Origin of the sequence: Staphylococcus sp. GDY8P47P (assembly GCF_016892225.1) — a bacterium.
Taxonomy (GTDB): domain Bacteria; phylum Bacillota; class Bacilli; order Staphylococcales; family Staphylococcaceae; genus Staphylococcus; species Staphylococcus borealis.
In genome coordinates this window covers 213,159-239,114 of the sequence record NZ_JAFENV010000014.1, presented here as the reverse complement: position 1 = coordinate 239,114, position 25,956 = coordinate 213,159, and the positions used below count along the sequence as shown (strand labels likewise).

Sequence of the window (25,956 nt, the reverse complement as noted above, 5' to 3'; positions counted from 1 at the left end):
AAACTCATTATGCTTATTTAAGACGGATGAATTTGCATTTTCTAAATCGATTTTTTTGGCTTAAAAAGTTATAATAAATACAACACTGTACATTATAAAGAGGTATTTCAATGACTAAACATGAACAAATCATAGCATACATAGAATCATTAAATGTTGGCCAAAAAATTTCTGTCAGGAAAGTTGCCAAAGTAATGAAAGTATCAGAGGGGACAGCATATAGAGCTATTAAAGATGCGGGTCAACTCGGATTAGTAACTACCATAGATAGAGTTGGTACAGTACGTATTGATAAAAAGAACCGAGAAGAAATTGAAAATTTGACGTTCAAAGAAATATTAAAAATAATTGATGGCGATATCATCGGTGGTAAAAATGGATTATCGAAAAGTGTTTCTAAATTTGCGATTGGCGCTATGGAACTTAAAGATGTCGTTAAGTATTTAAGTCATCATACACTTTTAATTGTTGGGAATAGACCAGATGTTCAATTAGAAGCTTTAAAAAGAGGGAGTGGCGTACTGATAACAGGCGGTTTTAAAACCACTCAAAAGATTATTGATTATGCCAATAAACATGATTTACCAATCCTATCTTCAAATTATGATACATTTCTAGTAGCAAATATTATTAATAGAGCGATGTATAACCAAATGATTCGAAAAGAAATTCTAATCGTAGAAGATATCGTAAAACCGATTAATGATATGACAGTTGTTTTTGATGAGATGGGAATAAAAGATTATAAATCACGTGCAAAAGTAACTGGACATTCCAGATTTCCTGTTGTAGATAAGGATTGGAGATTAGTTGGTATCGTTACGAGTAAAGAAGTTATTCAAATGAATGCCGATGATACGATTGCTAAAGTGATGACTAAACGTCCTATCAATGTGGAATTAAACACAACAGTAGCGAGTTGCGCACATATTATGATTTGGGAAGGTATTGAAATATTACCAGTAACACAAAATAAAAAAGCGATAGGTGTCATTACGAGAGATGATGTTCTAAAAGCAATGCAACTGATTGGCAGACAACCCCAAATCGGTGAGACCATTAATGATCAGATAGCAAAACATATCACAATTGCCCAAAATGCTATTTCAGTGGAAGTATCTCCATTATTGACGAATCAGTACGGTACACTCAGTAAAGCCGTCTTCGTTGCAATTATTGAAGAGACAATTAAACACCAATTACGTAAATATAAAAAAGTCGATGTAATGATTGAAAGTTTAAACATTATTTATATTAAAACAGTGCCTATCGAAGCATCTATAAGCGTAGAATACGATATGCTTGATGTTGGACGTAATTTTGCTAAATTAGAAGTCACGATGTTAAGCGGTAATGATAAAGTAGCGAATGCGATGATTATTTGTCAGATGTTCGAAGATATGCAAAATAATTAATTTTTGAAGAAATATTTTTAGAAGGAGATTTTACAATGGTAGAAATTTTTAATGAGATTATGAAGAAAATAAAAGAAGCGAATACAATTATTATTCATAGACACGTAAGACCCGATCCAGATGCTTACGGTTCTCAACTTGGATTGAAGTTGTATCTTGAACGTAAGTTTCCTGAAAAAAATATTTACTCAACTGGTGAAGGAGAGCCATCTTTATCATTTATAGGAGAGTTAGATACAGTCGAAGATAATGTATACAACGATGCACTCGTCATAGTCTGTGATACAGCTAATGCACCTCGTATTGATGATCAAAGATACGCTAACGGACAAGCGTTAATTAAAATCGATCATCATCCGGCAATCGATCAATATGGGGAAATCAATTATGTTAATACAGAAGCATCATCAACAAGTGAAATTATATTTGATTTTATTACTCATTTTAATGATCTTAGCATTATCGATGAACATGTCGCACGTGTATTATATCTAGGTATAGTGGGGGATACTGGACGTTTCTTATTCAGTAATACATCGACGCATACGATGGAAGTCGCTAGTCAATTATTAGCATTCCCATTTAATCATAATGCTGAGTTAAATAAGATGTCAGAAAAAGATCCTAAATTAATGCCGTTTCAAGGATATATTTTGCAGCATTTTGAGCTTTCAGATTCCCATGAATATTGTCAAATTCGAATTACAAATGATGTATTAAAACAATTTAATATCCAACCCAACGAAGCATCTCAATTTGTAAATACTGTAGCAGATATTAGCGGTCTGAAAATATGGATGTTTGGTGTAGACGAAGGGGATCAAATTAGATGCCGCATTCGCTCAAAAGGGATTACTATTAATGATATCGCTAATCAATTTGGTGGTGGAGGACACCCTAATGCGTCCGGTGTATCTGTATACAGTTGGGACGAATTTGAAGACTTAGCGCAAGCATTACGCCAAAAATTATAAAATTTAGAAAGGAAGTCATCAATGGTTGCACACTTAAATCTTCATACAACCTACGATTTATTGAATTCTAGTTTGAGAATTAATGATGTAGTCAAAAAAGCACAGCATAATCAATATGATTCGTTAGCAATTACTGACACTAATGTTTTATATGGCTTCCCTAAATTTTATGATGCTTGTATAAAAGCCAATATTAAACCAATTTTTGGAATGACCGTACACGTAACGGACGGTTTATATACAATAGAAACTGTGATTTTGGCGATGAATAATGATGGTCTAAAGTCACTGTACCAACTCTCTTCTGCGATAAAGATGAAACAAAAAGATGTCATCTCTATTGATTGGTTAAAACGCTATGCAAGCAATTTGGCAATTATTTTCAAACAAGCAGATCAATCACATTATGCCATTATTGATCAATTCAGTGATCACGACTATATATATATTAATCATTCAAGTGATATAACTTTTTATAACCAATTAAAAATAGTATGGCTTGAAAATGCGCGTTATTTGAATGAAGAAGATGTAGAAACCATAACTGCGCTTGAGGCGATTAAAAACAACTCTAAGTTGGATTTAGTTCATGAAACTGAAAGCATGGGAGAACATTTTCCGAATCAAGATGATATAGCGTCATTAAATGTAACGACAGAAGTGTGGGATAATACACTCGAATTGGCCAATATGTGTAATGCCAATATAGAATATCATCAAAATTTACTACCTAAATTTGATGCGCCATCAGGTGATTCCTCTAAACAGTATTTATGGTCTCAATTACAATCGCGTTTACAGAAGTTTGGATTACATCAAGATGAACGTTATATCCAAAGGTTGAATCATGAATATCAGGTTATTACGGAAATGGGCTTTGAAGACTACTTCTTGATTGTAAGTGATTTAATTCATTATGCTAAAACACATGATGTAATGGTTGGACCTGGACGTGGTTCTTCAGCGGGATCGCTAGTAAGCTATTTGTTAGGTATCACAACCATCGATCCTATTAAATTCAACCTACTATTTGAGCGATTTCTAAATCCAGAACGTGTGACAATGCCAGATATTGATATTGATTTTGAAGATACAAGGAGAGACAAGGTCATCCAATATGTACAAGACAAATATGGACACCATCGTGTCTCAGGTATCGTAACTTTTGGGCATCTATTAGCTAGAGCAGTTGCAAGAGATGTGGGCCGTATTATTGGTTTTGATGATACGACATTAAATGAGATTTCTAAATTAATTCCTCATCAACTTGGAATAACATTAGACAAGGCATATGAAGATGAGCGATTTAAACAGTTTGTACATAGAAATCATAGACATGAGAAATGGTTTGAATTAAGTAAAAAATTAGAAGGATTACCCAGACATACTTCTACGCATGCAGCAGGTATTATTATTAATGATCAACCATTATATGACTATGCACCGTTGACATTAGGAGACACAGGTTTACTAACGCAATGGACGATGACAGAAGCAGAGCGCATTGGTTTACTTAAAATTGACTTTTTAGGATTGAGAAATTTATCTATTATTCATCAAATTGTGACTCAAGTGAAAAAAGATTTAAATATCTCTATTGAAATTGAATCTATACCATTTGATGATGACGATGTGTTTAAACTGTTGTCTAGAGGCGATACAACTGGTATTTTCCAACTTGAATCAGATGGCGTAAGAAAAGTTTTGAAAAGATTACAACCTGAACATTTTGAAGATATCGTTGCAGTTACTTCGCTTTATCGACCAGGACCTATGGAAGAAATTCCTACATATATTTCACGAAGACATAACGAAAGTGAAATTAACTACTTACATCCTGATTTAGCTCCTATACTTAAAAGTACGTATGGCGTTATCATCTATCAAGAACAAATTATGCAAATAGCAAGTAAGTTTGCGAGCTTTAGTTATGGTCAGGCAGACATATTACGCCGTGCAATGAGTAAAAAAAATAGAGCTGTCTTAGAAAGTGAAAGACAACACTTTATCGAAGGCGCGATGAAAAATAATTATGATAAAACAATAAGTAAACAAATCTTTGACTTAATACTCAAATTTGCTGATTATGGGTTCCCTAGAGCACATGCAGTAAGCTATTCTAAAATTGCTTATATTATGGCATATTTAAAAGTACATTATCCAAATTATTTTTATGCAAATATCTTAAGTAATGTAGTTGGAAATGAAGCTAAAACCGCTGCTATCATTGACGAAGCTAAAAATCAACATTTAAAAATTTTACCACCTAATATTAATGAAAGTCATTGGTATTATAAGGCTACTCAATCCAATATTTATCTATCTTTAGGTGCTATCAAAGGTGTTGGTTATCAAAGCGTGAAATCAATTGTAGATGAAAGATATGAAAATGGTAAATATAAAGATTTCTTTGACTTTGCTAGACGCATACCGAATCGCATTAAAACTAAAAGATTACTTGAATCATTAATACTAGTAGGTGCTTTTGATTCATTTGGAAAGACACGTGCAACATTAGTAGGTGCCATTGATCAAGTGTTAGATGAAGTATCAGATGTAGAACAAAATAATTTATTGTTAGACATGTTAACACCAAAGCAATCTTACACTGACAAAGAAGAATTTAGTGATCAAATGATTAGTAATTATGAAATGGAATACCTAGGTTTTTATATCTCTAATCATCCAGTGGAAAAGCAATTCAAACAAAAACAATATTTAGGGATCTATACACTAGGTAATGTCCTAAACAACAAACCGATATTAATTCAAGTGGATCAAATTAAACAGATTAGAACAAAAAATGGTCAAAATATGGCGTTTTTAGTTCTAAATGATGGCCGTCATGTTATGGATGCAGTTCTGTTTCCGGATAAATTCAAACGTTATGAAACACAATTAAACGAGAAGGAAATGTATATTGTGTGGGGAAAATTTGAGAAGAGGAACCAACAATTGCAACTCATTATAAATCAAATTGATTCTGTTGAGCATTTTGAATCAACAAAAATTAAAGAAGCCGCACAGATAGTTTTAAGAAACATTCAACACATAGAAGCTATAAAACAGCAACTCAATGCAGAACCTAATGGCCAAATGATTCATGTCAATATATATAACGAAAAGACTGGTCAACTTGATTATTTAGGAAGTTTGACTAAAACACCAGTTACGATTACAAACTTTATTAAAGGGTTTGAACCGAGTGATATAAGAATTTTATAACTTTTATGTCTAAAAAAATTATGATATAGTAAACTGATGATTTATAAAATAAAGTCATCAGTTTATTTTTTGTTAAAAAATTTTAAATAAAGCGTATATAAATTCATTATACTGATTAAATTGTCGGTATATTAGCAAATAAATAGGGGTTGATTTAATGTCTTTAAGAGATGATGCATTACAAATGCACAAAGAAAACCAAGGTAAGTTGGAAATAACACCTAATATTAAAGTTACTAATAAAGAAGAGTTAAGTTTAGCCTACTCACCAGGTGTAGCAGAGCCATGTAAAGAAATCCATGAAGATCCAAGAACGGTATACGATTACACAATTAAAAGAAATACCGTAGCGGTCGTCACTGATGGTACCGCGGTACTAGGTTTAGGTAATATAGGCGCATCAGCGAGTATTCCAGTTATGGAAGGTAAAGCTGTTCTATTTAAAAGCTTTGCCGGAATTAACGGTGTACCTATCGCTTTAGATACGAAAGACCCTGAAGAAATTATTAGAACTGTAAAATTAATTTCACCAAACTACGGCGGTATCAATTTAGAAGATATTTCAGCACCTAGATGTTTTGAAATAGAGGATCGTCTTAAAAAAGAAACAAACATTCCAGTATTTCATGATGATCAACATGGTACAGCAATTGTGACGATGGCAGGTTTAATCAATGCGTTAAGAATTGTAGATAAAGACTTATCCGATATCAAAGTTGTGTTAAATGGTGCAGGTGCAGCAGGCATTGCAATAGTTAAATTGTTAGATTCTTATGGTGTTAGAAACATGATCATGTGCGATTCAAGAGGTGCCATTTTTGAAGGACGTTCGTATGGTATGAATGATACTAAAGATTATGTTGCTAAATTCACTAACAAAGATAAGATTGAAGGATCATTAAAAGATGTAATCAAAGATGCTGATGTATTTATAGGTGTTTCAGTTGCCAACTTACTATCTAAAGACATGGTTAAATCAATGGCTGATGACGCAATTATATTTGCAATGGCCAATCCTGATCCAGAAATTAAACCAAATGATGCAAAAGAAGCGGGTGCTAAAGTTGTAGGTACAGGGCGCTCAGATTTCCCAAATCAGATTAATAATGTATTGGCATTCCCGGGTATTTTTAGAGGCGCCTTAGATACTGAATCAACACATATCAATGAAGATATGAAAAAAGCAGCAGTTGAAGCAATTGCGAACTTAATAGAAGCTGATGAACTCAACCCAGATTATTGTATTCCAGGGCCTTTCGATAAAAGAGTGGCACCTTCAGTTGCACGAGAAGTCGCTAAAGCGGCTATGGAAACTGGTGTAGCAAGAATAGAGGTTGATCCACAAGCGGTTTATGATAAAACAATGCAATTAACAGATTTGAAATAACCTAGAAGGGCAACAATTTTTATATAGAAACACAGACATGTATAATTGAGACATTATGATATAACGTATCCATAATGTCTCGCTCATATTTTATGTTCGATATTATTATTTCAGAATGTAAACAATTAATGTTGTATGGTTAGGTGGAGGTTTAAGAATGTTTAAAGACTTTTTTAATCGCAGTAGTAAAAAGCGAAAATATTTAACAGTCCAAGACTCAAAACAAAATGAAGTACCAGCAGGCATTATGACAAAATGTCCTAAATGTAAAAAAATAATGTATACAAAAGAATTAAATGAAAATCTGAATGTATGCTTTAACTGTGATCATCATATTGCATTGCCTGCATATAAGAGAATTGAAGCAATTACTGATGAGAATAGTTTCGTTGAATTCGATAAAGGTATGACATCAGCTAATCCATTAGACTTCCCTGGTTACCAAGAGAAAATTGAAAAAGATCAACAAAAAACAGATTTAAGTGAGGCAGTTGTGACTGGTACTGCCAAATTAGAGGGTATTGAATTTGCTGTTGCAGTTATGGATGCTAGATTTAGAATGGGAAGTATGGGATCCGTTGTTGGTGAAAAAATATGTCGAATTATAGATTACGCTACAGAACATAGACTACCGTTTATTTTATTTTCTGCAAGTGGTGGTGCAAGAATGCAAGAGGGGATTATTTCGTTAATGCAAATGGGTAAAACGAGTGTTTCCTTAAAACGACATTCAGATGCGGGATTACTTTATATTTCATATCTAACGCATCCAACAACTGGTGGTGTTTCTGCAAGCTTTGCTTCTGTTGGTGACATCAATTTAAGTGAGCCTAAAGCATTAATAGGATTTGCTGGTCGACGTGTCATTGAACAAACTATAAATGAGAAACTTCCAGATGATTTCCAAACTGCAGAGTTTCTACTTGAACATGGACAATTAGATAAAGTTGTTCATCGTAAAGAAATGAAAGATACACTTGCCCAGTTATTAAAAATGCACCAAGAGGTGAAAAAAGATGCTTGATTTTGAAAAACCACTTTTTGAAATAAAAAATAAAATTGAATCACTTAAACAATCTCAAGAAAAAAATGATGTCGATTTACAGGATGAAATTGATTTACTTGAGGCATCACTTGAAAGAGAAACTAAAAAAATATATACCAATCTCAAGCCATGGGATAGAGTACAAATTGCACGTCTTCAAGAAAGACCTACAACATTAGATTATATCCCGTATATTTTTGATTCATTTATTGAATTACATGGTGACCGTAATTTTAGAGACGACCCTGCGATGATAGGTGGGATTGGCTATTTGAATGGAACACCTGTCACAGTAATAGGCCAACAACGAGGTAAAGATACTAAGGATAATATTTATCGTAACTTTGGGATGGCTCACCCTGAAGGATATCGTAAAGCCTTAAGATTAATGAAACAAGCTGAGAAATTTAATAGACCTATCTTCACATTTATAGATACTAAAGGTGCCTATCCAGGTAAAGCTGCTGAAGAGCGAGGGCAAAGTGAATCTATTGCTAGAAATTTAGTAGAGATGGCTTCATTAAAAGTACCTGTTATAGCAATTGTCATCGGTGAAGGTGGTAGTGGTGGCGCACTCGGCATTGGCATTGCAAATAGAATTATGATGCTTGAAAATAGTACCTATTCTGTTATTTCTCCAGAAGGGGCCGCAGCACTATTATGGAAAGATAGTTCATTAGCTAAAATGGCTGCCGAAACGATGAAAATCACTGCAAAAGATTTATATCATTTAAAAGTGATAGACAGCGTTATTGATGAACCATTAGGTGGTGCACATAATAATGTAGAGCAACAAGCGGTTGAAATTAAAAAGGCCTTCATTAATCAATTAGAACAATTGCAATCATTAAGTAGTGATGAACTCGTTGAAAATAGATTTACGAAATTTAGAAATATTGGTTCTTTTATTGAAAATTAATAAAGGAATTAATGACTATAATAACTTTCAAATTTAAATATCAATTTACATCAATTCACTGAGCAATGAAAGAACTTATATAATCTATAATGTTCTTGTCATTCTTAAGCGGGTGGGACGAAAAATTCGTATAGAATTTTGTCCCACCTTTTTTCTGTATCATTATAAATTTTCTTTATAAAACGTTTACATCAATTTTATACACCTATATTGATGGAACACTAAAAAAAATTGTGGTAATTTATTATTAAAGAGAAATCTAGTTAGGAAAGGGAATGTCGTCATGAAGAAAATTGCAGTTTTAACTAGTGGTGGAGATTCACCAGGCATGAATGCTGCTGTAAGAGCAGTTGTACGTAAGGCGATTTATAACAACATTGAAGTTTATGGAATTTATCAAGGTTATCAAGGATTGCTAGATGATAATATTCATAAATTAGAATTGGGTTCAGTAGGGGATACAATTCAACGTGGAGGTACTTTCCTTTACTCTGCAAGATGTCCTCAATTTAAAGAGGCAAGTGTAAGACAAAAAGGTATAGAGAATTTACACAAACGTGGTATTGAAGGACTCGTAGTTGTCGGAGGAGACGGTAGTTACCGAGGTGCCCAACGTATTAGTGAAGAAACTAAAGATATTAAGACAATTGGTATCCCAGGTACAATTGATAATGATATTAATGGTACTGACTTCACTATTGGATTTGACACAGCATTAAATACGATTATTGATAGTGTTGATAAGATCAGAGATACTGCTTCAAGTCATGCAAGAACATTTGTTGTTGAAGTTATGGGGCGTGATTGTGGTGATTTAGCACTTTGGGCTGGATTATCAGTAGGTGCTGAAACAATATTAGTTCCAGAAGCGAATACAGACATTAAAGATATCGCTGAAAAGATAGAAAGTGGTATCAAGCGTGGTAAGAAACACTCAATCGTGATGGTAGCTGAAGGAAGTATGAGTGGTCAAGAATGTGCGGATCAATTGATGAAATATATTAATGTTGATGCACGTGTATCTGTATTAGGTCACATTCAACGTGGCGGTAGCCCATCAGGTGCCGATAGAGTATTAGCATCACGTTTAGGTGGTTATGCTGTTGACCTATTAATGCAAGGTCGTTCTGGACAAGGAGTTGGTATCATGAATAATAAATTGACTGCTACACCATTTGATGAAATCTTCAATGGCAACGACCATAAATTTAATACAGATATTTATGAATTAGCGAAAGAGTTATCTATTTAATTTAGGAGGCTTTTTAAAATGAGAAAGACTAAAATTGTATGTACAATTGGACCTGCATCAGAGTCTGAAGAAATGTTAGAAAAATTAATGAAAGCTGGTATGAACGTAGCGCGTTTGAACTTCTCTCATGGTAGTCATGAAGAACATAAAGCACGTATTGATACGATTCGTAAAGTAGCAGATAGATTAGGTAAAACAATCGGTATCTTATTAGATACAAAAGGACCTGAAATTCGTACTCATGACATGAAAGATGGCTTAATTATGCTTGAAAAAGGCAAAGAAGTAATCGTAAGTATGTCACAAGTTGAAGGTACACCTGAAAAATTCTCAGTAACTTATGAAGACTTAATTAATGATGTACAAGTAGGGTCATACATCTTACTTGATGATGGTTTAGTTGAATTACAAGTTAAAGACATCGATAAAACTAAAGGCGAAGTTAAATGTGATATCTTAAACACTGGTGAATTAAAAAATAAAAAAGGTGTTAACTTACCTGGCGTAAAAGTTAATTTACCTGGTATTACTGATAAAGATGCTGACGATATCTTATTTGGTATCAAAGAAGATGTTGATTATATCGCAGCTAGCTTTGTACGTCGTCCTAGTGATGTTTTAGATATTCGTGAAATTTTAGAAAGAGAAAATAATCATAACATTACTATTTTCCCTAAAATTGAAAACCAAGAAGGTATTGATAATATCGAAGAAATATTAGAAGTATCTGACGGTTTAATGGTAGCTCGTGGTGATATGGGTGTTGAAATACCGCCTGAATCAGTACCAATCGTACAAAAAGATTTAATTAGAAAATGTAATAAATTAGGTAAACCAGTTATTACTGCAACACAAATGTTAGATTCAATGCAACGTAATCCACGTGCAACTAGAGCAGAAGCAAGTGACGTTGCCAATGCGATCTATGATGGTACTGACGCTGTGATGCTTTCAGGTGAAACTGCTGCAGGTTTATATCCTGAAGAAGCTGTTAAAACAATGAGAAATATTGCTGTTTCTGCTGAAGCTGCTCAAGATTACAAAAAATTATTATCAGACCGTACTAAATTAGTAGAAACTTCATTAGTTAACGCTATTGGTGTATCAGTTGCACATACTGCATTAAACTTAAATGTTAAAGCGATTGTTGCGGCAACTGAAAGTGGTTCTACAGCTGTAACAATTTCAAAATATCGTCCTCATTCAGATATTATTGCAGTTACACCAAGTGAACATACTGCGCGTCAATTAGCTTTAGTTTGGGGTGCATATCCTGTCATTAAAAAAGGACGTAAAACTACGGATGACTTATTAAATAATGCAGTTGCAACTGCAGTCGAAACGGGTCGCGTTACAAATGGTGACTTAATCATTATCACTGCTGGTGTACCTACTGGTGAAAAAGGTACAACTAACATGATGAAATTACATTTAGTTGGCGATGAAATTGCTAAAGGGCAAGGTGTAGGTCGTGGATCTGTTGTTGGTAAAACAATAGTTGCAAACAGTGCAAACGATTTAGAAGGTGTAGATTTAAGTGAGTCAATTATTGTAACAAACTCTGTAGATGAAACATTAGTACCTTACATTGAACAAGCGGTTGGCTTAATCACAGAAGAAAATGGTATCACTTCACCAAGTGCAATTATTGGTCTTGAAAAAGGTATTCCAACAATTATTGGTGTTGAAAATGCGACTAAAGAATTAAAAGATGGTATCTTAGTAACCGTCGATGCAGCCCAAGGTAAAATCTTTGAAGGGTATGCAAATGTTCTTTAATCTTTGATGATAAAAGCACAATTGCGTAGTGTATGAGACGCTTAAAGAATCATTATGATTAGTTAAAGTGTACAATATAAAATATATTATTTATGCTACATTGCTAAACCACAGTAGTTGACTAGAATTGGAATATTTTTGCGAAAGATGTTTTTCAACATTTTAGTCTTCGATACGGGAGTGAGACAGTGAACACTGTGCCACTCCCGTTCTGTTTTTGCTTAGAAGTTTAGGAAACTTAGAGAAACTCATTTTGAATAAGTTTATTTTTTATGGTAATATAGCATGGATAAAATTAGAGATATTAATATAAGAAGGTTTAATAATTATGAAAGAAAATTTTTGGAGTGAATTACCACGTCCTTTTTTTATTTTGGCACCAATGGAGGATGTAACTGATATTGTTTTTCGTCACGTTGTAAGTGAAGCTGCAAGGCCTGATGTTTTTTTCACTGAATTCACTAACACTGAAAGTTTTTGTCATCCAGAAGGTATCCATAGTGTACGTGGAAGGTTGACTTTTAGTGAAGATGAACAGCCAATGGTAGCCCATATATGGGGAGATAAACCAGAGCAATTTAGAGAGATGAGCTTTGGTTTAGCGGACATGGGATTTAAAGGTATAGATTTAAATATGGGATGTCCTGTTGCTAATGTGGCTAAGAAAGGAAAGGGGTCTGGTTTAATACTAAGACCAGAAACTGCGGCAGCAATTATTCAAGCAACAAAAGCAGGAGGCTTACCAGTAAGTGTAAAAACACGTCTAGGATATTACGATATCAATGAGTGGAGAGATTGGTTAAAGCATGTCTTTGAACAAGACATTGCAAACTTATCAATCCATCTCAGAACGCGTAAAGAAATGAGTAAAGTAGATGCTCATTGGGAGTTAATTGAAGCGATTAAAGCGTTAAGAGATGAGATTGCCCCAAATACGTTACTAACGATTAATGGTGACATTCCTGATAGACAAACTGGACTAGAACTTGCGACCAAATATGGTGTAGATGGCGTTATGATTGGTAGAGGGATTTTTAATAATCCTTTTGCTTTTGAAAAAGAACCTCGTGAACACTCAAGTAAAGAATTATTGGATTTGTTTAGATTACATTTAACATTGTTTGAAAAATATAGTAATGATGAAAGCCAACAATTCAAAAGTTTACGAAGATTTTTCAAGATATACGTAAAAGGTATCAAAGGTGCTAGCCAATTACGTCATCAATTAATGAGTACAGAGTCTGTTGATGAAGCACGTGCGCTATTGGATGAATTCGAAGCTAATATTACAGAAACTATAGATTGATCTTCGAGCCGACATAGACACTATCTCAACAGTAGTGATAACAATAAAAGGCCAGTAGATGAATTATTATCAATTCATCTACTGGCCTTTTTAGGTCTTAATCAATGTTTCAACTATTTAGTACGTTTTGCAACTTGTCTATATCTTAAGTACATTAAACCTAATAGTACAAACCATATAGGAGTTAGGAAGATAGCATTTCTAGTTGTTTCATTTACAAATAATAAACAAAATACTAAGAAGAAGAATACTAAAATCGCATAACCCATGTATTTACCACCAGGAAGTTTATAAGATACAGTTTTATGTAACTCTGGATTTTTTCTGTGATAATTAATATAAGCAATAATAATTAATGCCCATACGATAATAAATAATACAGTCGAAATAGTAGTTACATACGTAAACACTAATGTAGCGTCAGGGAATATATAGTTTAATAACGCTGTAACTAATAATAATGCTGATGAACCAATGATAGCAAAATGAGGAACACCATTTTTATTTGTACTTCTAAAGATTGGTGGTGCTTGGTCTTGTTCAGATAATCCGAATAGCATACGGCTATTTGAGAATATACCACTATTACAAGATGAAGCTGCCGCAGTAAGTACTACAAAGTTGATTAATCCAGCAGCGAAAGGAATACCTATTAATGAGAATAATCTAACAAATGGACTCTCATTAGGATCAACTTTATCCCAAGGGATAATAGACATGATAACTGCTAATGCACCCACATAGAATACTAAAATTCTTAAAGGTACAGCATTAATCGCTTTTGGAATTGTTTTTTCTGGGTCTTTAGTTTCACCGGCAGTAACACCAATCATTTCAATACCTACGAATGAGAATAACGCCATTTGGAATGACATAAAGAAACCAGATGCACCATTAGTAAATATGCCATGTTTATATAAATTTGTGAAACTAGCATGTCCAAATTGTGTTTTATAAGCAATTAAAATCATCACTAAACCTACAACAATTAAAGCAATAATTGTTATGATTTTGATAATAGCGAACCAGAATTCTAATTCGCCAAATAATTTAGCACTTAGTAAATTAAATAGCATTAATATAAGTACACAAAATAGTGCACTGATCCAGTTAGGAATTGCAGGGAACCAGAAACTAACGTACTTAGCAACCGCTGTAACTTCTGCCATACCTGTTATAATCCAACATAACCAATATGTCCAACCAGTAACGAAACCAGCAAACGGTCCTATGTATTCATTTGTCACGTCGGCAAAAGATTTGAAGCGAGTATTTTGAATAATAATCTCACCTAAGCCTCTCATAAACATGAACAACATGAAACCTATAATAATATAAGTTAATAGAATAGATGGACCAGTCATTGCTATGGTTTGACCTGCTCCCAAGAATAACCCAGTACCAATAGCGCCGCCAATAGCAATCAATTGCACATGACGATTACTCAATCCTCTTTGTAATTTTTCTTCAGCCATAAGACAACTCCCTTACATTTAATTAATATTATTATGCACCTATATGTTCAATTCGACAATTATTTTTCTAATATTTTCTAAAAATTCCTTTAAATTTTGATTAAATAATTGTAATCAAGCTTGATAATAAAAATGAAATTTTCAATATTTTCTCATTAATTACATAATTTGAATTGGATTGAATGCTTATATAATGGCGTTTATTGGGTATTTGAGTAAAAATAAGTCTATTAAATTAAAGTTAATTACCATTTATTGAGCGATATATAATCGTTCACAAAAGTTATTTGTTTGGCTATAATGATACTTGAAAGCCATTACATTATGTATAAGAAAAGGGGAATTACTTATGGCAGAATTACAAAAAGGTTTAGAAGGGGTAATTGCAGCTGAAACAAAAATCAGTTCAATTATTGATAGTCAATTAACATATGCGGGATATGATATTGATGATTTAGCAGAAAATGCATTATTTGAAGAAGTCGTGTTCTTATTATGGAACTATAGACTACCAACACAAGATGAATTAGATGCATTGAGAGAAAAATTAAATCATTATATGACTTTAAATCCGAGAGTTTATAAACATTTTGAAGAATATGCGACGGATAATGTGCATCCTATGACGGCATTACGTACATCTGTATCATATATTGCACACTTTGATCCTGATGCTGAAAATGAAACAGAAGAAAATAGAAAAGAAAGAGCCATTCGTATTCAAGCTAAAATTGCTTCTTTAGTTACAGCGTTTGCGCGTGTTCGTGAAGGAAAAGAACCTGTTAAACCAAATCCTGATTTAGGGTATGCAGCGAACTTCTTATATATGCTAAGAGGGGAATTACCTACAGATACTGAAGTTGAAGCATTTAATAAAGCTTTAGTATTGCACGCAGACCATGAACTTAATGCTTCTGCATTTACAGCTCGTTGTGCCGTTTCTTCTTTATCTGATATGTATTCAGGCATTGCAGCTGCAGTAGGTTCATTAAAAGGACCATTACATGGTGGTGCGAATGAACAAGTTATGAGCATGCTTTCTGATGTTAAATCAGTAGATGAAGTGGATGCTTACTTAGATGAAAAATTCAAAAACAAAGAAAAAATTATGGGATTCGGTCACAGAGTTTATAAAGACGGAGATCCTAGAGCCAAATATTTACGTGAGATGAGCCGTAAAATTACTTCTGAAACGGGTAGAAGCGAATTATATGATATTTCAATTGCTATTGAAAAGCGTATGAAAGAAGAAAAAGGCCTTATTCCTAATGTCGATTTCTTCAGTGCTACGGTATATCATAGTATGGATATCCCACATGATTTATTTACGCCTATATTCGCAGTAAGTCGTACATCAGGTTGGACTGCACATATTCTTGAACAATATCGTGACAATAGAATTATGCGTCCAAGAGCAAATTACATCGGTGAAACAGATCGTAAGTATATACCAATTGAAGAAAGATAAATAATAAAGTCAAATAGATTCACAATATTTGGAGGTAAAATTATGTCAGCTGAAAAAATTACAAGATTAAATGATGGATTAAACGTCCCTAATGAACCAATTATTCCTTTTATAATTGGTGATGGTATTGGACCAGATATTTGGAAAGCAGCAAGCCGTGTTATCGATGCAGCTGTTGAAAAAGCTTATAACGGTGAGAAACGTATTGAATGGAAAGAAGTTCTAGCTGGTCAAAAAGCTTATGACGAAACTGGTGAATGGTTACCTCAAGAAACATTAGATACAATAAAAGAATATTTAATTGCGATTAAAGGACCATTAACTACGCCAATCGGTGGTGGTATTCGTTCATTAAATGTTGCTTTACGTCAAGAGTTAGACTTATTTACTTGCTTACGTCCAGTACGCTGGTTCAAAGGTGTACCTTCACCTGTTAAACGTCCACAAGATGTAGATATGGTAATCTTCCGTGAAAATACTGAAGATATTTATGCTGGTATTGAATTTAAAGAAGGTACTGATGAAGTTAAAAAAATAATTGAGTTCTTACAAAATGAAATGGGTGCTACGAATATTCGATTCCCAGAAACTTCAGGTATTGGTGTCAAACCAGTTTCTAAAGAAGGTACTGAGCGATTAGTTAGAGCAGCAATCCAATATGCAATCGATAATGACCGTAAAACGGTAACGCTTGTTCATAAAGGTAATATCATGAAATTTACTGAAGGTGCATTCAAACAATGGGGCTATGATGTAGCACATAATGAATTTGCTGATAAAGTATTTACATGGCAACAATATGATGAAATAGTTGAACAAGATGGTAAAGATGCAGCTAATCAAGCGCAAGAAAAAGCAGAACAAGATGGAAAAATCATTATTAAAGATTCAATTGCTGACATTTTCTTACAACAAATTTTAACTCGTCCAGCCGAACATGATGTTGTTGCTACAATGAATCTTAACGGTGACTATATTTCAGATGCTTTAGCCGCTCAAGTAGGTGGTATTGGTATCGCACCTGGTGCAAACATTAACTATGAATCTGGTCACGCTATTTTTGAAGCAACACATGGTACAGCACCTAAATATGCTGGTTTAAATAAAGTTAACCCATCTTCTGAATTGTTAAGTTCAGTGTTAATGTTAGAACATTTAGGCTGGCAAGAAGCTGCTGATAAGATTACTGATGCAATTGAAGCGACAATCGCATCTAAAGTTGTAACTTATGATTTTGCACGCTTAATGGATGGCGCTACTGAAGTATCTACTTCAGATTTCGCTGATGAATTAATTAAAAACTTAAAATAAGTCAATCAGTGAACAAGGCTTAGTTGTTTATACAAAATAATCTTAGTTAAATCATGATAATTAGATAGTTAGCGATACATCTGAGTAAGGCTTTATTTAAACCCTTTCTCGAAGTTGCTATCACTCAAAGGAGTGGAACTTGGTATTCAAATAAATCCAGTTCCATTCTTTTTTATTAAAAATTAGTTGAATAATTTTATATTTTCTTAACAATATTTAAATAAGAGTAATACAAATACTCAATAATTAGAAAAAGATAATTTGATTGTTAAGATTATGTAAATTTAATATGTTGTATGTTATTTTTGTTTTAACTTCCGTTATAATGAAATTAAAATGTTATATTTATTCAGGGAGGCACATTATGTCACAAAAAGTATTAGTGGTTGACGATGAGCAATCAATTGTAACTTTATTAAAATATAATCTTGAAACGGCTGGTTACATCGTTGAAGTAGCATACGATGGTGAAGAAGCTTTGGAAAAGGTAAACGAAATTCAACCAGAACTTGTCGTTTTGGATGTAATGTTACCTAAAAAAGATGGTATTGAAGTATGTAAAACAATACGTTCTGATAAAAATTTAGTTCCTATTTTAATGCTAACTGCAAAAGATGATGAGTTTGATCGTGTATTAGGATTAGAATTAGGTGCAGATGACTATATGACAAAACCTTTTTCACCGAGAGAAGTAGTTGCAAGAGTGAAGGCTATCTTGAGAAGATCTAAATTTGCTAGTGAAATTGAAAAAGAAGATGTTGATGATGAGGATATATTAATTGAGAACATTCGAATCAGACCTGAGTTCTTTGAAGTTTATAAAGATGATGAGTTATTAGAACTTACGCCTAAAGAGTTTGAATTACTATTATATCTCATAGAGAGACAAGGGCGAGTAATTACCCGTGAACATATGTTAAATTCAGTTTGGAATTATGAATTCGCAGGCGATTCTCGAATTGTTGACGTTCACATTAGCCATTTGCGAGATAAGCTCGAAGAGAATCCAAAACAACCTAAATTAATCAAAACTGTTCGTGGACTTGGTTATAAATTAGAAAGACCTAAGGCTTAATGCTCAAATTTCATCATCGGTTATTATTATTATTAAGTACAATTACCATTATCAGTTTTATTGGTTTAGGTATCATTATTCATCATACAATTTATCAAATATTATCAACAGCGCAAGTCACAGAGCTCAAACATGTTTCCGAAAATTTCCTTAAATTAAACAAACAAAATGACAATAAGGAAATAAAGAACATTTCAGCTAATCAAAATCTAATCGTTAAGATTACTAAAAACGGAGAAGTCATTTATCAATCAGGGAATCAACATAAATTTAATAATAACATTGATAATGAAGCTAACCCGTCTAATATTATTTATAATCGAGAAAACGGACAGGTTAGATATACATTCAAAACGGTTATTAATGATAAAACGGTATACATAAGTGGGATGAATACTGAAATTCTTGAATTACAGAAGAGTATGTGGAAGTATTTATCTTTAATTGGAATTATTGTTCTTTTAGCAATATATTTGGCAGTTAGAAGCATTCATCGTACATATATTAGACCGATTAATGAGGTTACTTATGCGACTTCGTTAATCGCTGATGGCTATTATCATGTTCGCGTGCCTGAAAGTAATGTCAAGGAGACCAAAGCACTGTTTGTTACAACTAATGATTTGGCTAGACGCTTACAAAAGCTTAATAATAAGCAAAAAATGCAATCCAATCGTTTAAAAACTACATTAGAAAATATTCCGAGTTCCGTTTTAATGATTGACAAACATGGCGAAATCGTAGTTGCAAACCACGCCTATTATGATTTGTTTAGACCAAATGGTAAGGTTGAAAATAAAAAGTATACCTCATATTTAGATACTAAAATTCAACAATTGATTTTAGAAAGTTTTAAAACTGAAAAGCCACTCTATGAGCAAATTGAAATCGTATTAAATAACGTTCATCATAAATATTTTGATCTATCTTGTGTTCCGATACTTAGTAAATCTAAAAAGAAATTACAAGGTATGGTTGTTGTTATGCATGACATCACAAATCTTAAAAAATTAGAAAACTTACGACGTGAATTTGTGGCAAACGTTTCTCATGAACTTAAAACGCCTATTACTTCTATTAAAGGTTTTGCTGAAACATTAATTGAAGGTGCAAAAAACGATGAACAGTCGCTTGATATGTTTTTAAACATCATTTTAAAAGAATCTAATCGTATTGAGTCTCTTGTTGCGGACCTATTAGATTTATCTCATATCGAACAACAAACTGAGATAGAAACATCGTTTGTGAATCTCTCAGAACTTGCTTATACTACAATTGATAATCTACAAAACCAAGCAAGATATAAAAATATTAGCATTTTGCCTGAAATTGAAAAAGATATCATCATAGAAGCACATGAAAATAAAATGGCACAAGTCATTACTAATTTACTTTCAAATGCGATTAATTATTCACTTGAAAATAGTGACGTTATTGTAAGAGTTTATAGAAAAGGACTTGAAGTTAACTTAGAAATTCAAGATTTTGGCATAGGAATTGAGAAGAGTGACCAAAACCATATTTTCGAAAGATTTTATCGTGTAGATAAAGCGAGAAGTAGAGATTCAGGTGGCACAGGTTTAGGGTTGTCTATAACGAAACATATTGTCGAAGCACATCATGGTACAATAAATGTTGAAAGCAATATTGGTGAAGGTTCGTTATTTAGAGTTTCATTCATAGATGAACAAAAATAATATTTCATCCATTAAGGCCTTTCGTTCATATTCAATGATTCAATTGATTAATGAAACGAGAGTGCCTTTTTATTTACAGAAATTTTTAACCTAACAGAGACTTTTGAAGAAACCATACATTCGTTAACGAACTCTGAATATGCTAAAATATAATAAAATCACTCTGGAGGTATACGCTTTGAATAAACTAGTTTTAATTGATGGTAATAGTTTAAGTTTTCGAGCATTTTATGCATTACCACTTCTTTCTAACAAAGCAGGAATACATACGAATGCAATATATGGTTTTGCGATGTTACTTGAAAAGATTTTAAGAGAAGAACAACCAAGTCATTTTTTAGTTGCGTTTGATGCAGGCAAAACTACATTTAGACATTCAAAATATAGTGAATATAAAGGCGGTAGACAAAGCACGCCACCGGAATTAAGTGAACAATTCCCGTATATTCGACAACTATTGGATACGTATCATATCAAACATTATGAGTTAGAGAACTACGAAGCTGATGATATCATTGGTACATTAAGCAAAGAAGCAAATGAGCAAGGATTTGAAACAATCATTGTTACAGGTGATAGAGACTTAACTCAACTCGCTACTGATCATGTAACCATCTATTACACTAAAAAAGGTGTTACAGATGTCGATCATTATACTCCAGAATTTATTAATGAAAAATATGATGGGCTTGTGCCTAGTCAAATTATTGATATGAAGGGACTCATGGGTGATACATCTGATAACATCCCAGGTGTTGCTGGTGTGGGTGAGAAGACAGCTATCAAGTTATTGAAACAATTTAATACGGTTGAAGGTGTCTATGAAAATTTAGATGCAGTTTCAGGAAAAAAATTAAAAGAAAAACTTGAGAATAGTCGTGACGATGCATTCATGAGTAAAGATTTAGCAACAATAAATAAAGATAGTCCAATTGAAGTAGCACTTAAAGATACTAAATTAGATAATCAAGATGATAATCAAGATAAAATTGAACTATTTAAAAAGTTAGAATTCAAACAATTATTAGCTGATATCGATAGTAATCCATCAGAAGAATCTCAAGAAGACAAAGTATTTGAAGTTCATCATGATTTCAACAAGATTAATTTTAATGATTTAAAAGAAGCGGTCATCCATATTGAAGTGGATGGTACCAATTACTTACAAGATGCTATTCTCAAATTTGGCTTCTACAATGGCGTGGAACACATTGTTATTCCTGCTGATCAACTTAAAGATTATCCAGAACTGATTGATTGGCTAGAGAATGAAACTACAGAAAAGGTAGTTTATGATGCTAAAAAGACATACGTGGTTGCGCATAGATTAGACATTGATATTAAAAATATTGTGTTTGATGTTATGTTAGCTAGTTATATTATCGATCCATCAAGAACAATTGAAGATGTTAATTCGGTTGTTAGTAACTATAAACAAAACTATGTTCAAGATGATGTGTCAATCTATGGAAAAGGAAAAAAACGACACATTCCAGAAGATTCGGTTTTAGATAAGCATATTGCATCCATTACTGAGGCAATTCATGCTTGTAAACCTGAAATGGTTGATGAACTAAAATCTCATCAACAAATAGAGTTATTGCTAAACTTAGAACTTCCATTAGCGCGCATCTTGAGTGAAATGGAAGAAACTGGCATTTACACTGATGTTAATGATTTGAAAGAAATGCAGTCTGAAATTCAAGAGAAATTAGATTTATTAATCAGTAATATACATGAGGCAGCTGGAGAAGAATTTAATATTAATTCTCCTAAACAACTAGGTGTAGTCCTATTTGAAACATTGGAATTACCAGTCATTAAGAAAACTAAAACAGGTTATTCTACTGCGGTTGATGTGTTAGAACAACTACAAGGTCAACATCCTATCATTGATTACATTTTAGAATATCGTCAATTATCTAAATTACAATCTACCTATGTTGAAGGGTTACAAAAAGTAATTAGTGATGATAATCGCATTCATACCCGCTTCAACCAAACGTTAGCACAAACGGGACGTTTATCAAGTGTAGATCCAAACTTACAAAATATACCTGTTCGTCTTGAAGAAGGACGTAAAATTAGAAGAGCCTTCAAACCCACTTCTAATGACAGTGTGATTTTATCAGCAGACTATTCTCAAATTGAATTACGTGTGCTTGCGCATATCACTCAGGATGAAAGTATGAAAGAGGCATTTATTCACGAAAGAGATGTCCATACTGCAACTGCAATGAAAGTATTTGGAGTAGAAGCGGAAGAGGTTGATGCGCTAATGCGTAGACAAGCCAAAGCTGTTAACTTTGGCATCGTTTACGGTATTAGTGATTATGGTTTAAGTCAAAGCTTAAATATTACGCGAAAAAAAGCAAAAGCATTTATCGATGATTATTTAGCCAGTTTTCCAGGTGTAAAACAATATATGTCTGACATCGTTAAAGATGCTAAAGCCGATGGATTTGTGAAAACATTATTGCATCGTCGTAGATATATTCCTGATATTAATAGTCGAAACTTTAATTTAAGAGGATTTGCTGAACGTACAGCTATGAATACGCCAATACAAGGTAGCGCAGCAGATATTATTAAGTTAGCAATGGTTGAATTTGATAAACAAATAAAACAAACGTCATACCATGCGCAATTGTTATTACAAGTACACGATGAGTTGATTTTCGAGGTGCCAGCAAATGAAGTAGAGGATTTCAGTTTGTTTGTTGAAGAAATTATGGAACACGCACTACAATTAGATGTACCGCTAAAAGTAGACTCTAATTACGGAGCTACATGGTATGATGCAAAATAGAAAGAGGAATTAGAAATGCCAGAATTACCAGAGGTTGAACATGTAAAGAGAGGGATTGAACCTTATATCTTAAATACGACAATTAAAAGTGTGACATTTTCGAGTAAAGTGATAGAAGGAAAACAACAAGGAAAAGAGACCATCATTAAAGGTATCAACTTGGATGGGTTCCGATTGAATAGCGAAGGGTATGCTATACAATCTGTGGAACGTAGAAGTAAATATATTGTTTTCACAATTCAAAAAAACCAAACGCAACGTATTATATTAAGTCATTTAGGTATGGCGGGAGGCTTTTTTATCGTTGATAAATTATCAGATATTAGTACACCAAATTATCGAAAACATTGGCATGTTGTATTTCACTTAGATAATGGTAAACAACTAGTATATTCGGATATCAGACGATTTGGTGAGTTAAGAAATTTGGCGTCTTTCCAAGATTACCCTGCTTTTCTTGATATTGCACCTGAACCATTTAATGATGATGCATTAAATCACTTTTTAAATCGTATTAAACTTAAAAAATATCAAAATAAACCCATTAAACAAATGCTACTTGATCATAAGATGATAGCAGGATGTGGCAATATTTATGCGTGTGAAGCTTTGTTTAGAGCAGGTGTATTACCAGATCGGAAAGTTAAACAAACTTCAGACCAAGAACGTCAAATGTTGTTTTACTATGTTCAAGAAGTGTTAAAAGAGGGTATAAACAACGGTGGTACTAGCATTTCAGATTATCGTCATGCAGATGGTAAAACAGGAGAAATGCAATTACATTTAAATGTATATAAACAAAAGACATGTAACGTTTGTGGGCATGATATTGAGCAAAAGGTAGTGGCTACACGTAATAGTCATTTCTGCCCACATTGTCAGAAATAAAGGTGAGTGAATATTTATGCCAAAAGTAATAGGATTAACAGGTGGTATTGCCACAGGTAAATCAACAGTTTCTGAATTATTGACAGCATATGGTTTTAAGGTTGTAGATGCTGACATTGCTTCAAGGCAAGCTGTTGCAAAAGGAACGAAAGGTTTAGAACAAGTGCGTACTGCTTTTGGTGAACGTGCTATCACAGATGAAGGTGAAATGGATCGTCAATACGTAGGAGAAATTGTGTTTAATCATCCAGAAAAGCGCATCGAGTTAAATGATATCGTGCATCCAATAGTTAGAGAAATAATGGAAAAAGAGAAACAAAACTATCTTAATCAAGGTTATGATGTCATTATGGATATTCCACTCCTTTTTGAAAATGAATTACAGGATACAGTGGATGAAGTATGGTTAGTTTATACATCTGAAAGCATTCAAATAGAGAGATTGATGGAACGTAATCAATTGTCACTTGAAGATGCTAAAGCGCGTGTATATAGCCAAATTTCAATTGATAAAAAAAGCAGAATGGCAGATCATGTTATAGATAACCTAGGAGATAAGTTAGAACTTAAACAAAATTTAGAACAACTATTAACTGAAAAAGGGTTTATCAATAGAGAAATATAAATTCTATGTGACTCAATTTATAAATTATAGCTCTAGTAGACGAAACATGCTTAAACTTTAATTTTTGCATTATTACGTTTATTAGAGCTTTTTGCTAATTTAAAATAATCAGCTTAAAAAAATTTTTTAAAATCATCAGAAAACGCTTTCAAATTTTCGTTATTATGTTACACTAATTTTATAAAGTATAACATATAAACAAACAATCAAGGGGTGCTTTAAATGTCAACAAATATAGCAATTAATGGTATGGGTAGAATTGGTAGAATGGTGTTAAGAATCGCTTTACATAAAGAAGACTTAAATATTGTAGCGATTAACGCAAGCTATCCACCTGAAACAATTGCGCATCTAATTAATTATGATACTACTCATGGTAGATTCGATAAGAAGGTTGAACCTATTGAGAATGGTATCCGTGTCGATGGACATGATATTAAACTTGTGTCTGACCGTAACCCTGAAAATTTACCTTGGGAAGCGTTAGATATTGATATCGTTATTGAAGCTACGGGTAAATTTAATCATGGTGACAAAGCGATTGGACATATCAAAGCTGGGGCTAAAAAAGTATTATTAACTGGACCATCTAAAGGTGGACATGTACAAATGGTAGTTAAAGGGGTAAATGATAATCAATTAGATGTTGAAGCGTATGACATTTTTAGTAATGCGTCATGTACAACAAACTGTATTGGACCGGTAGCTAAAGTTTTAAATGATCAATTTGGTATTGTTAATGGACTTATGACAACAGTTCATGCAATTACAAATGATCAAAATAATATAGATAATCCACATAAAGACTTACGTCGCGCACGTTCTTGTAACGAAAGTATTATACCAACGTCAACTGGTGCTGCTAAAGCTTTAAAAGAAGTACTACCAGAATTAGAAGGTAAACTTCATGGTTTAGCTTTACGTGTACCAACTAAAAACGTTTCACTTGTTGATTTAGTGGTTGATTTAAAAGAAAACGTAACAGCAGAACAAGTTAACGATGCATTCCGTAATGCAGGTTTAGATGGTATTCTTGATGTGGAAGATGCACCTTTAGTTTCAATGGACTTTAATACTAACCCTAATTCAGCAGTCATCGATGCTCAAAACACAATTGTAATGGGTGATAATAAAGTAAAAGTGATTGCATGGTACGATAACGAGTGGGGTTATTCAAATAGAGTAGTTGAAGTTGCTCAACAAATTGCCAAATTAATTGGTTCTGAAAATGTTGCGACTGCGAAATAATAAATTTTAACAGTCGAATATCGCGAGACTATTAAATCTTTTAACTAAGATTAAATAG

At 33.1% G+C, this 25,956-nt stretch carries 17 protein-coding genes and 1 pseudogene; 17 read left to right on the top strand and 1 reads right to left on the bottom strand.

The genetic code is table 11. The features are described 5' to 3' along the window. Positions 1-110 precede the first annotated feature (110 nt). From JVV30_RS05995 to JVV30_RS05955, 9 genes and pseudogenes are all read left to right on the top strand, one after another. Positions 111-1,415 (top strand): DRTGG domain-containing protein, encoded by a 1,305-nt coding sequence (locus JVV30_RS05995; RefSeq protein ID WP_053029618.1) that lies wholly within the window; start codon positions 111-113, stop codon positions 1,413-1,415. 35 nt (positions 1,416-1,450) lie between these two features. Beyond that, entirely contained in the window at positions 1,451-2,389 is a 939-nt protein-coding gene (locus tag JVV30_RS05990; protein WP_070855707.1) for a DHH family phosphoesterase, read from the top strand. Between the two features lie 21 nt (positions 2,390-2,410). Next, positions 2,411-5,441 (top strand): annotated as a pseudogene (locus JVV30_RS05985) (DNA polymerase III subunit alpha); the annotation flags it as partial. A gap of 330 nt (positions 5,442-5,771) precedes the next feature. Continuing rightward, positions 5,772-7,001: an NADP-dependent malic enzyme gene (ystJ, locus tag JVV30_RS05980; protein WP_070855709.1), complete on the top strand. Its 1,230-nt coding sequence runs from the start codon at positions 5,772-5,774 to the stop codon at positions 6,999-7,001. Positions 7,002-7,158: 157 nt separating this feature from the next. Beyond that, entirely contained in the window at positions 7,159-8,025 is an 867-nt protein-coding gene (gene accD / locus JVV30_RS05975) for an acetyl-CoA carboxylase, carboxyltransferase subunit beta (protein WP_053029614.1), read from the top strand. Continuing rightward, entirely contained in the window at positions 8,018-8,965 is a 948-nt protein-coding gene (locus JVV30_RS05970) for an acetyl-CoA carboxylase carboxyltransferase subunit alpha (RefSeq protein WP_053029613.1), read from the top strand. Before accD ends, JVV30_RS05970 begins: the two co-directional genes overlap by 8 nt. A gap of 283 nt (positions 8,966-9,248) precedes the next feature. Beyond that, positions 9,249-10,217, top strand: a complete 969-nt coding sequence (gene pfkA, locus JVV30_RS05965) for a 6-phosphofructokinase (protein ID WP_053029612.1) — start codon at positions 9,249-9,251, stop codon at positions 10,215-10,217. Between the two features lie 18 nt (positions 10,218-10,235). Next, complete coding sequence (gene pyk / locus JVV30_RS05960) at positions 10,236-11,996, top strand: pyruvate kinase (RefSeq protein ID WP_053029611.1); 1,761 nt, start codon at positions 10,236-10,238, stop codon at positions 11,994-11,996. Between the two features lie 328 nt (positions 11,997-12,324). Continuing rightward, positions 12,325-13,302 carry a tRNA dihydrouridine synthase gene (locus tag JVV30_RS05955; protein ID WP_070855711.1) on the top strand — a complete coding sequence of 326 codons (978 nt, stop codon included), beginning with the start codon at positions 12,325-12,327 and terminating at the stop codon, positions 13,300-13,302. Between the two features lie 113 nt (positions 13,303-13,415). Here the strand turns inward: JVV30_RS05955 and JVV30_RS05950 are convergent, their stop codons facing one another. Further along, complete coding sequence (locus tag JVV30_RS05950) at positions 13,416-14,777, bottom strand: amino acid permease (protein WP_053029609.1); 1,362 nt, start codon at positions 14,775-14,777, stop codon at positions 13,416-13,418. A 349-nt stretch (positions 14,778-15,126) separates the two neighbouring features. Between JVV30_RS05950 and JVV30_RS05945 the strand changes: the two genes are divergently transcribed. The 8 genes from JVV30_RS05945 (at position 15,127) to gap (ending at position 25,898) form a co-directional block, all read left to right on the top strand. Beyond that, positions 15,127-16,245 carry a citrate synthase gene (locus JVV30_RS05945; RefSeq protein ID WP_053029608.1) on the top strand — a complete coding sequence of 373 codons (1,119 nt, stop codon included), beginning with the start codon at positions 15,127-15,129 and terminating at the stop codon, positions 16,243-16,245. Between the two features lie 42 nt (positions 16,246-16,287). Further along, the gene (icd, locus tag JVV30_RS05940) at positions 16,288-17,556 is read left to right on the top strand and encodes an NADP-dependent isocitrate dehydrogenase (RefSeq protein ID WP_070855712.1); all 1,269 of its coding nucleotides are present in this window, start codon (positions 16,288-16,290) and stop codon (positions 17,554-17,556) included. Positions 17,557-17,920: 364 nt separating this feature from the next. Continuing rightward, positions 17,921-18,631 (top strand): response regulator transcription factor, encoded by a 711-nt coding sequence (locus JVV30_RS05935; protein WP_037536805.1) that lies wholly within the window; start codon positions 17,921-17,923, stop codon positions 18,629-18,631. Continuing rightward, complete coding sequence (gene pnpS, locus JVV30_RS05930; protein ID WP_070855713.1) at positions 18,631-20,328, top strand: two-component system histidine kinase PnpS; 1,698 nt, start codon at positions 18,631-18,633, stop codon at positions 20,326-20,328. Before JVV30_RS05935 ends, pnpS begins: the two co-directional genes overlap by 1 nt. 178 nt (positions 20,329-20,506) lie before the next feature. Continuing rightward, a complete protein-coding gene (polA, locus tag JVV30_RS05925; RefSeq protein ID WP_070855714.1) occupies positions 20,507-23,137 on the top strand; it encodes a DNA polymerase I in 2,631 nt (876 codons plus the stop codon). 15 nt (positions 23,138-23,152) lie between these two features. Continuing rightward, positions 23,153-24,025, top strand: a complete 873-nt coding sequence (mutM, locus tag JVV30_RS05920; RefSeq protein ID WP_070855715.1) for a bifunctional DNA-formamidopyrimidine glycosylase/DNA-(apurinic or apyrimidinic site) lyase — start codon at positions 23,153-23,155, stop codon at positions 24,023-24,025. Positions 24,026-24,041: 16 nt separating this feature from the next. Then, on the top strand, positions 24,042-24,650 hold the full coding sequence (gene coaE, locus JVV30_RS05915) for a dephospho-CoA kinase (protein ID WP_053029603.1): 609 nt from the start codon (positions 24,042-24,044) through the stop codon (positions 24,648-24,650). Between the two features lie 222 nt (positions 24,651-24,872). Next, the gene (gap, locus tag JVV30_RS05910; protein ID WP_070855716.1) at positions 24,873-25,898 is read left to right on the top strand and encodes a type I glyceraldehyde-3-phosphate dehydrogenase; all 1,026 of its coding nucleotides are present in this window, start codon (positions 24,873-24,875) and stop codon (positions 25,896-25,898) included. The last annotated feature ends 58 nt before the right edge of the window (positions 25,899-25,956 follow it).

Bases quoted from the DNA above. Each gene is read 5' to 3' on its own strand.
- JVV30_RS05995 (WP_053029618.1), top strand. From the start codon at position 111: ATGACTAAACATGAACAAATCATAGCATACATAGAATCATTAAATGTT.
- JVV30_RS05990 (WP_070855707.1), top strand. From the start codon at position 1,451: ATGGTAGAAATTTTTAATGAGATTATGAAGAAAATAAAAGAAGCGAAT.
- ystJ (WP_070855709.1), top strand. From the start codon at position 5,772: ATGTCTTTAAGAGATGATGCATTACAAATGCACAAAGAAAACCAAGGT.
- accD (WP_053029614.1), top strand. From the start codon at position 7,159: ATGTTTAAAGACTTTTTTAATCGCAGTAGTAAAAAGCGAAAATATTTA.
- JVV30_RS05970 (WP_053029613.1), top strand. From the start codon at position 8,018: ATGCTTGATTTTGAAAAACCACTTTTTGAAATAAAAAATAAAATTGAA.
- pfkA (WP_053029612.1), top strand. From the start codon at position 9,249: ATGAAGAAAATTGCAGTTTTAACTAGTGGTGGAGATTCACCAGGCATG.
- pyk (WP_053029611.1), top strand. From the start codon at position 10,236: ATGAGAAAGACTAAAATTGTATGTACAATTGGACCTGCATCAGAGTCT.
- JVV30_RS05955 (WP_070855711.1), top strand. From the start codon at position 12,325: ATGAAAGAAAATTTTTGGAGTGAATTACCACGTCCTTTTTTTATTTTG.
- JVV30_RS05950 (WP_053029609.1), bottom strand. From the start codon at position 14,777: ATGGCTGAAGAAAAATTACAAAGAGGATTGAGTAATCGTCATGTGCAA.
- JVV30_RS05945 (WP_053029608.1), top strand. From the start codon at position 15,127: ATGGCAGAATTACAAAAAGGTTTAGAAGGGGTAATTGCAGCTGAAACA.
- icd (WP_070855712.1), top strand. From the start codon at position 16,288: ATGTCAGCTGAAAAAATTACAAGATTAAATGATGGATTAAACGTCCCT.
- JVV30_RS05935 (WP_037536805.1), top strand. From the start codon at position 17,921: ATGTCACAAAAAGTATTAGTGGTTGACGATGAGCAATCAATTGTAACT.
- pnpS (WP_070855713.1), top strand. From the start codon at position 18,631: ATGCTCAAATTTCATCATCGGTTATTATTATTATTAAGTACAATTACC.
- mutM (WP_070855715.1), top strand. From the start codon at position 23,153: ATGCCAGAATTACCAGAGGTTGAACATGTAAAGAGAGGGATTGAACCT.
- coaE (WP_053029603.1), top strand. From the start codon at position 24,042: ATGCCAAAAGTAATAGGATTAACAGGTGGTATTGCCACAGGTAAATCA.
- gap (WP_070855716.1), top strand. From the start codon at position 24,873: ATGTCAACAAATATAGCAATTAATGGTATGGGTAGAATTGGTAGAATG.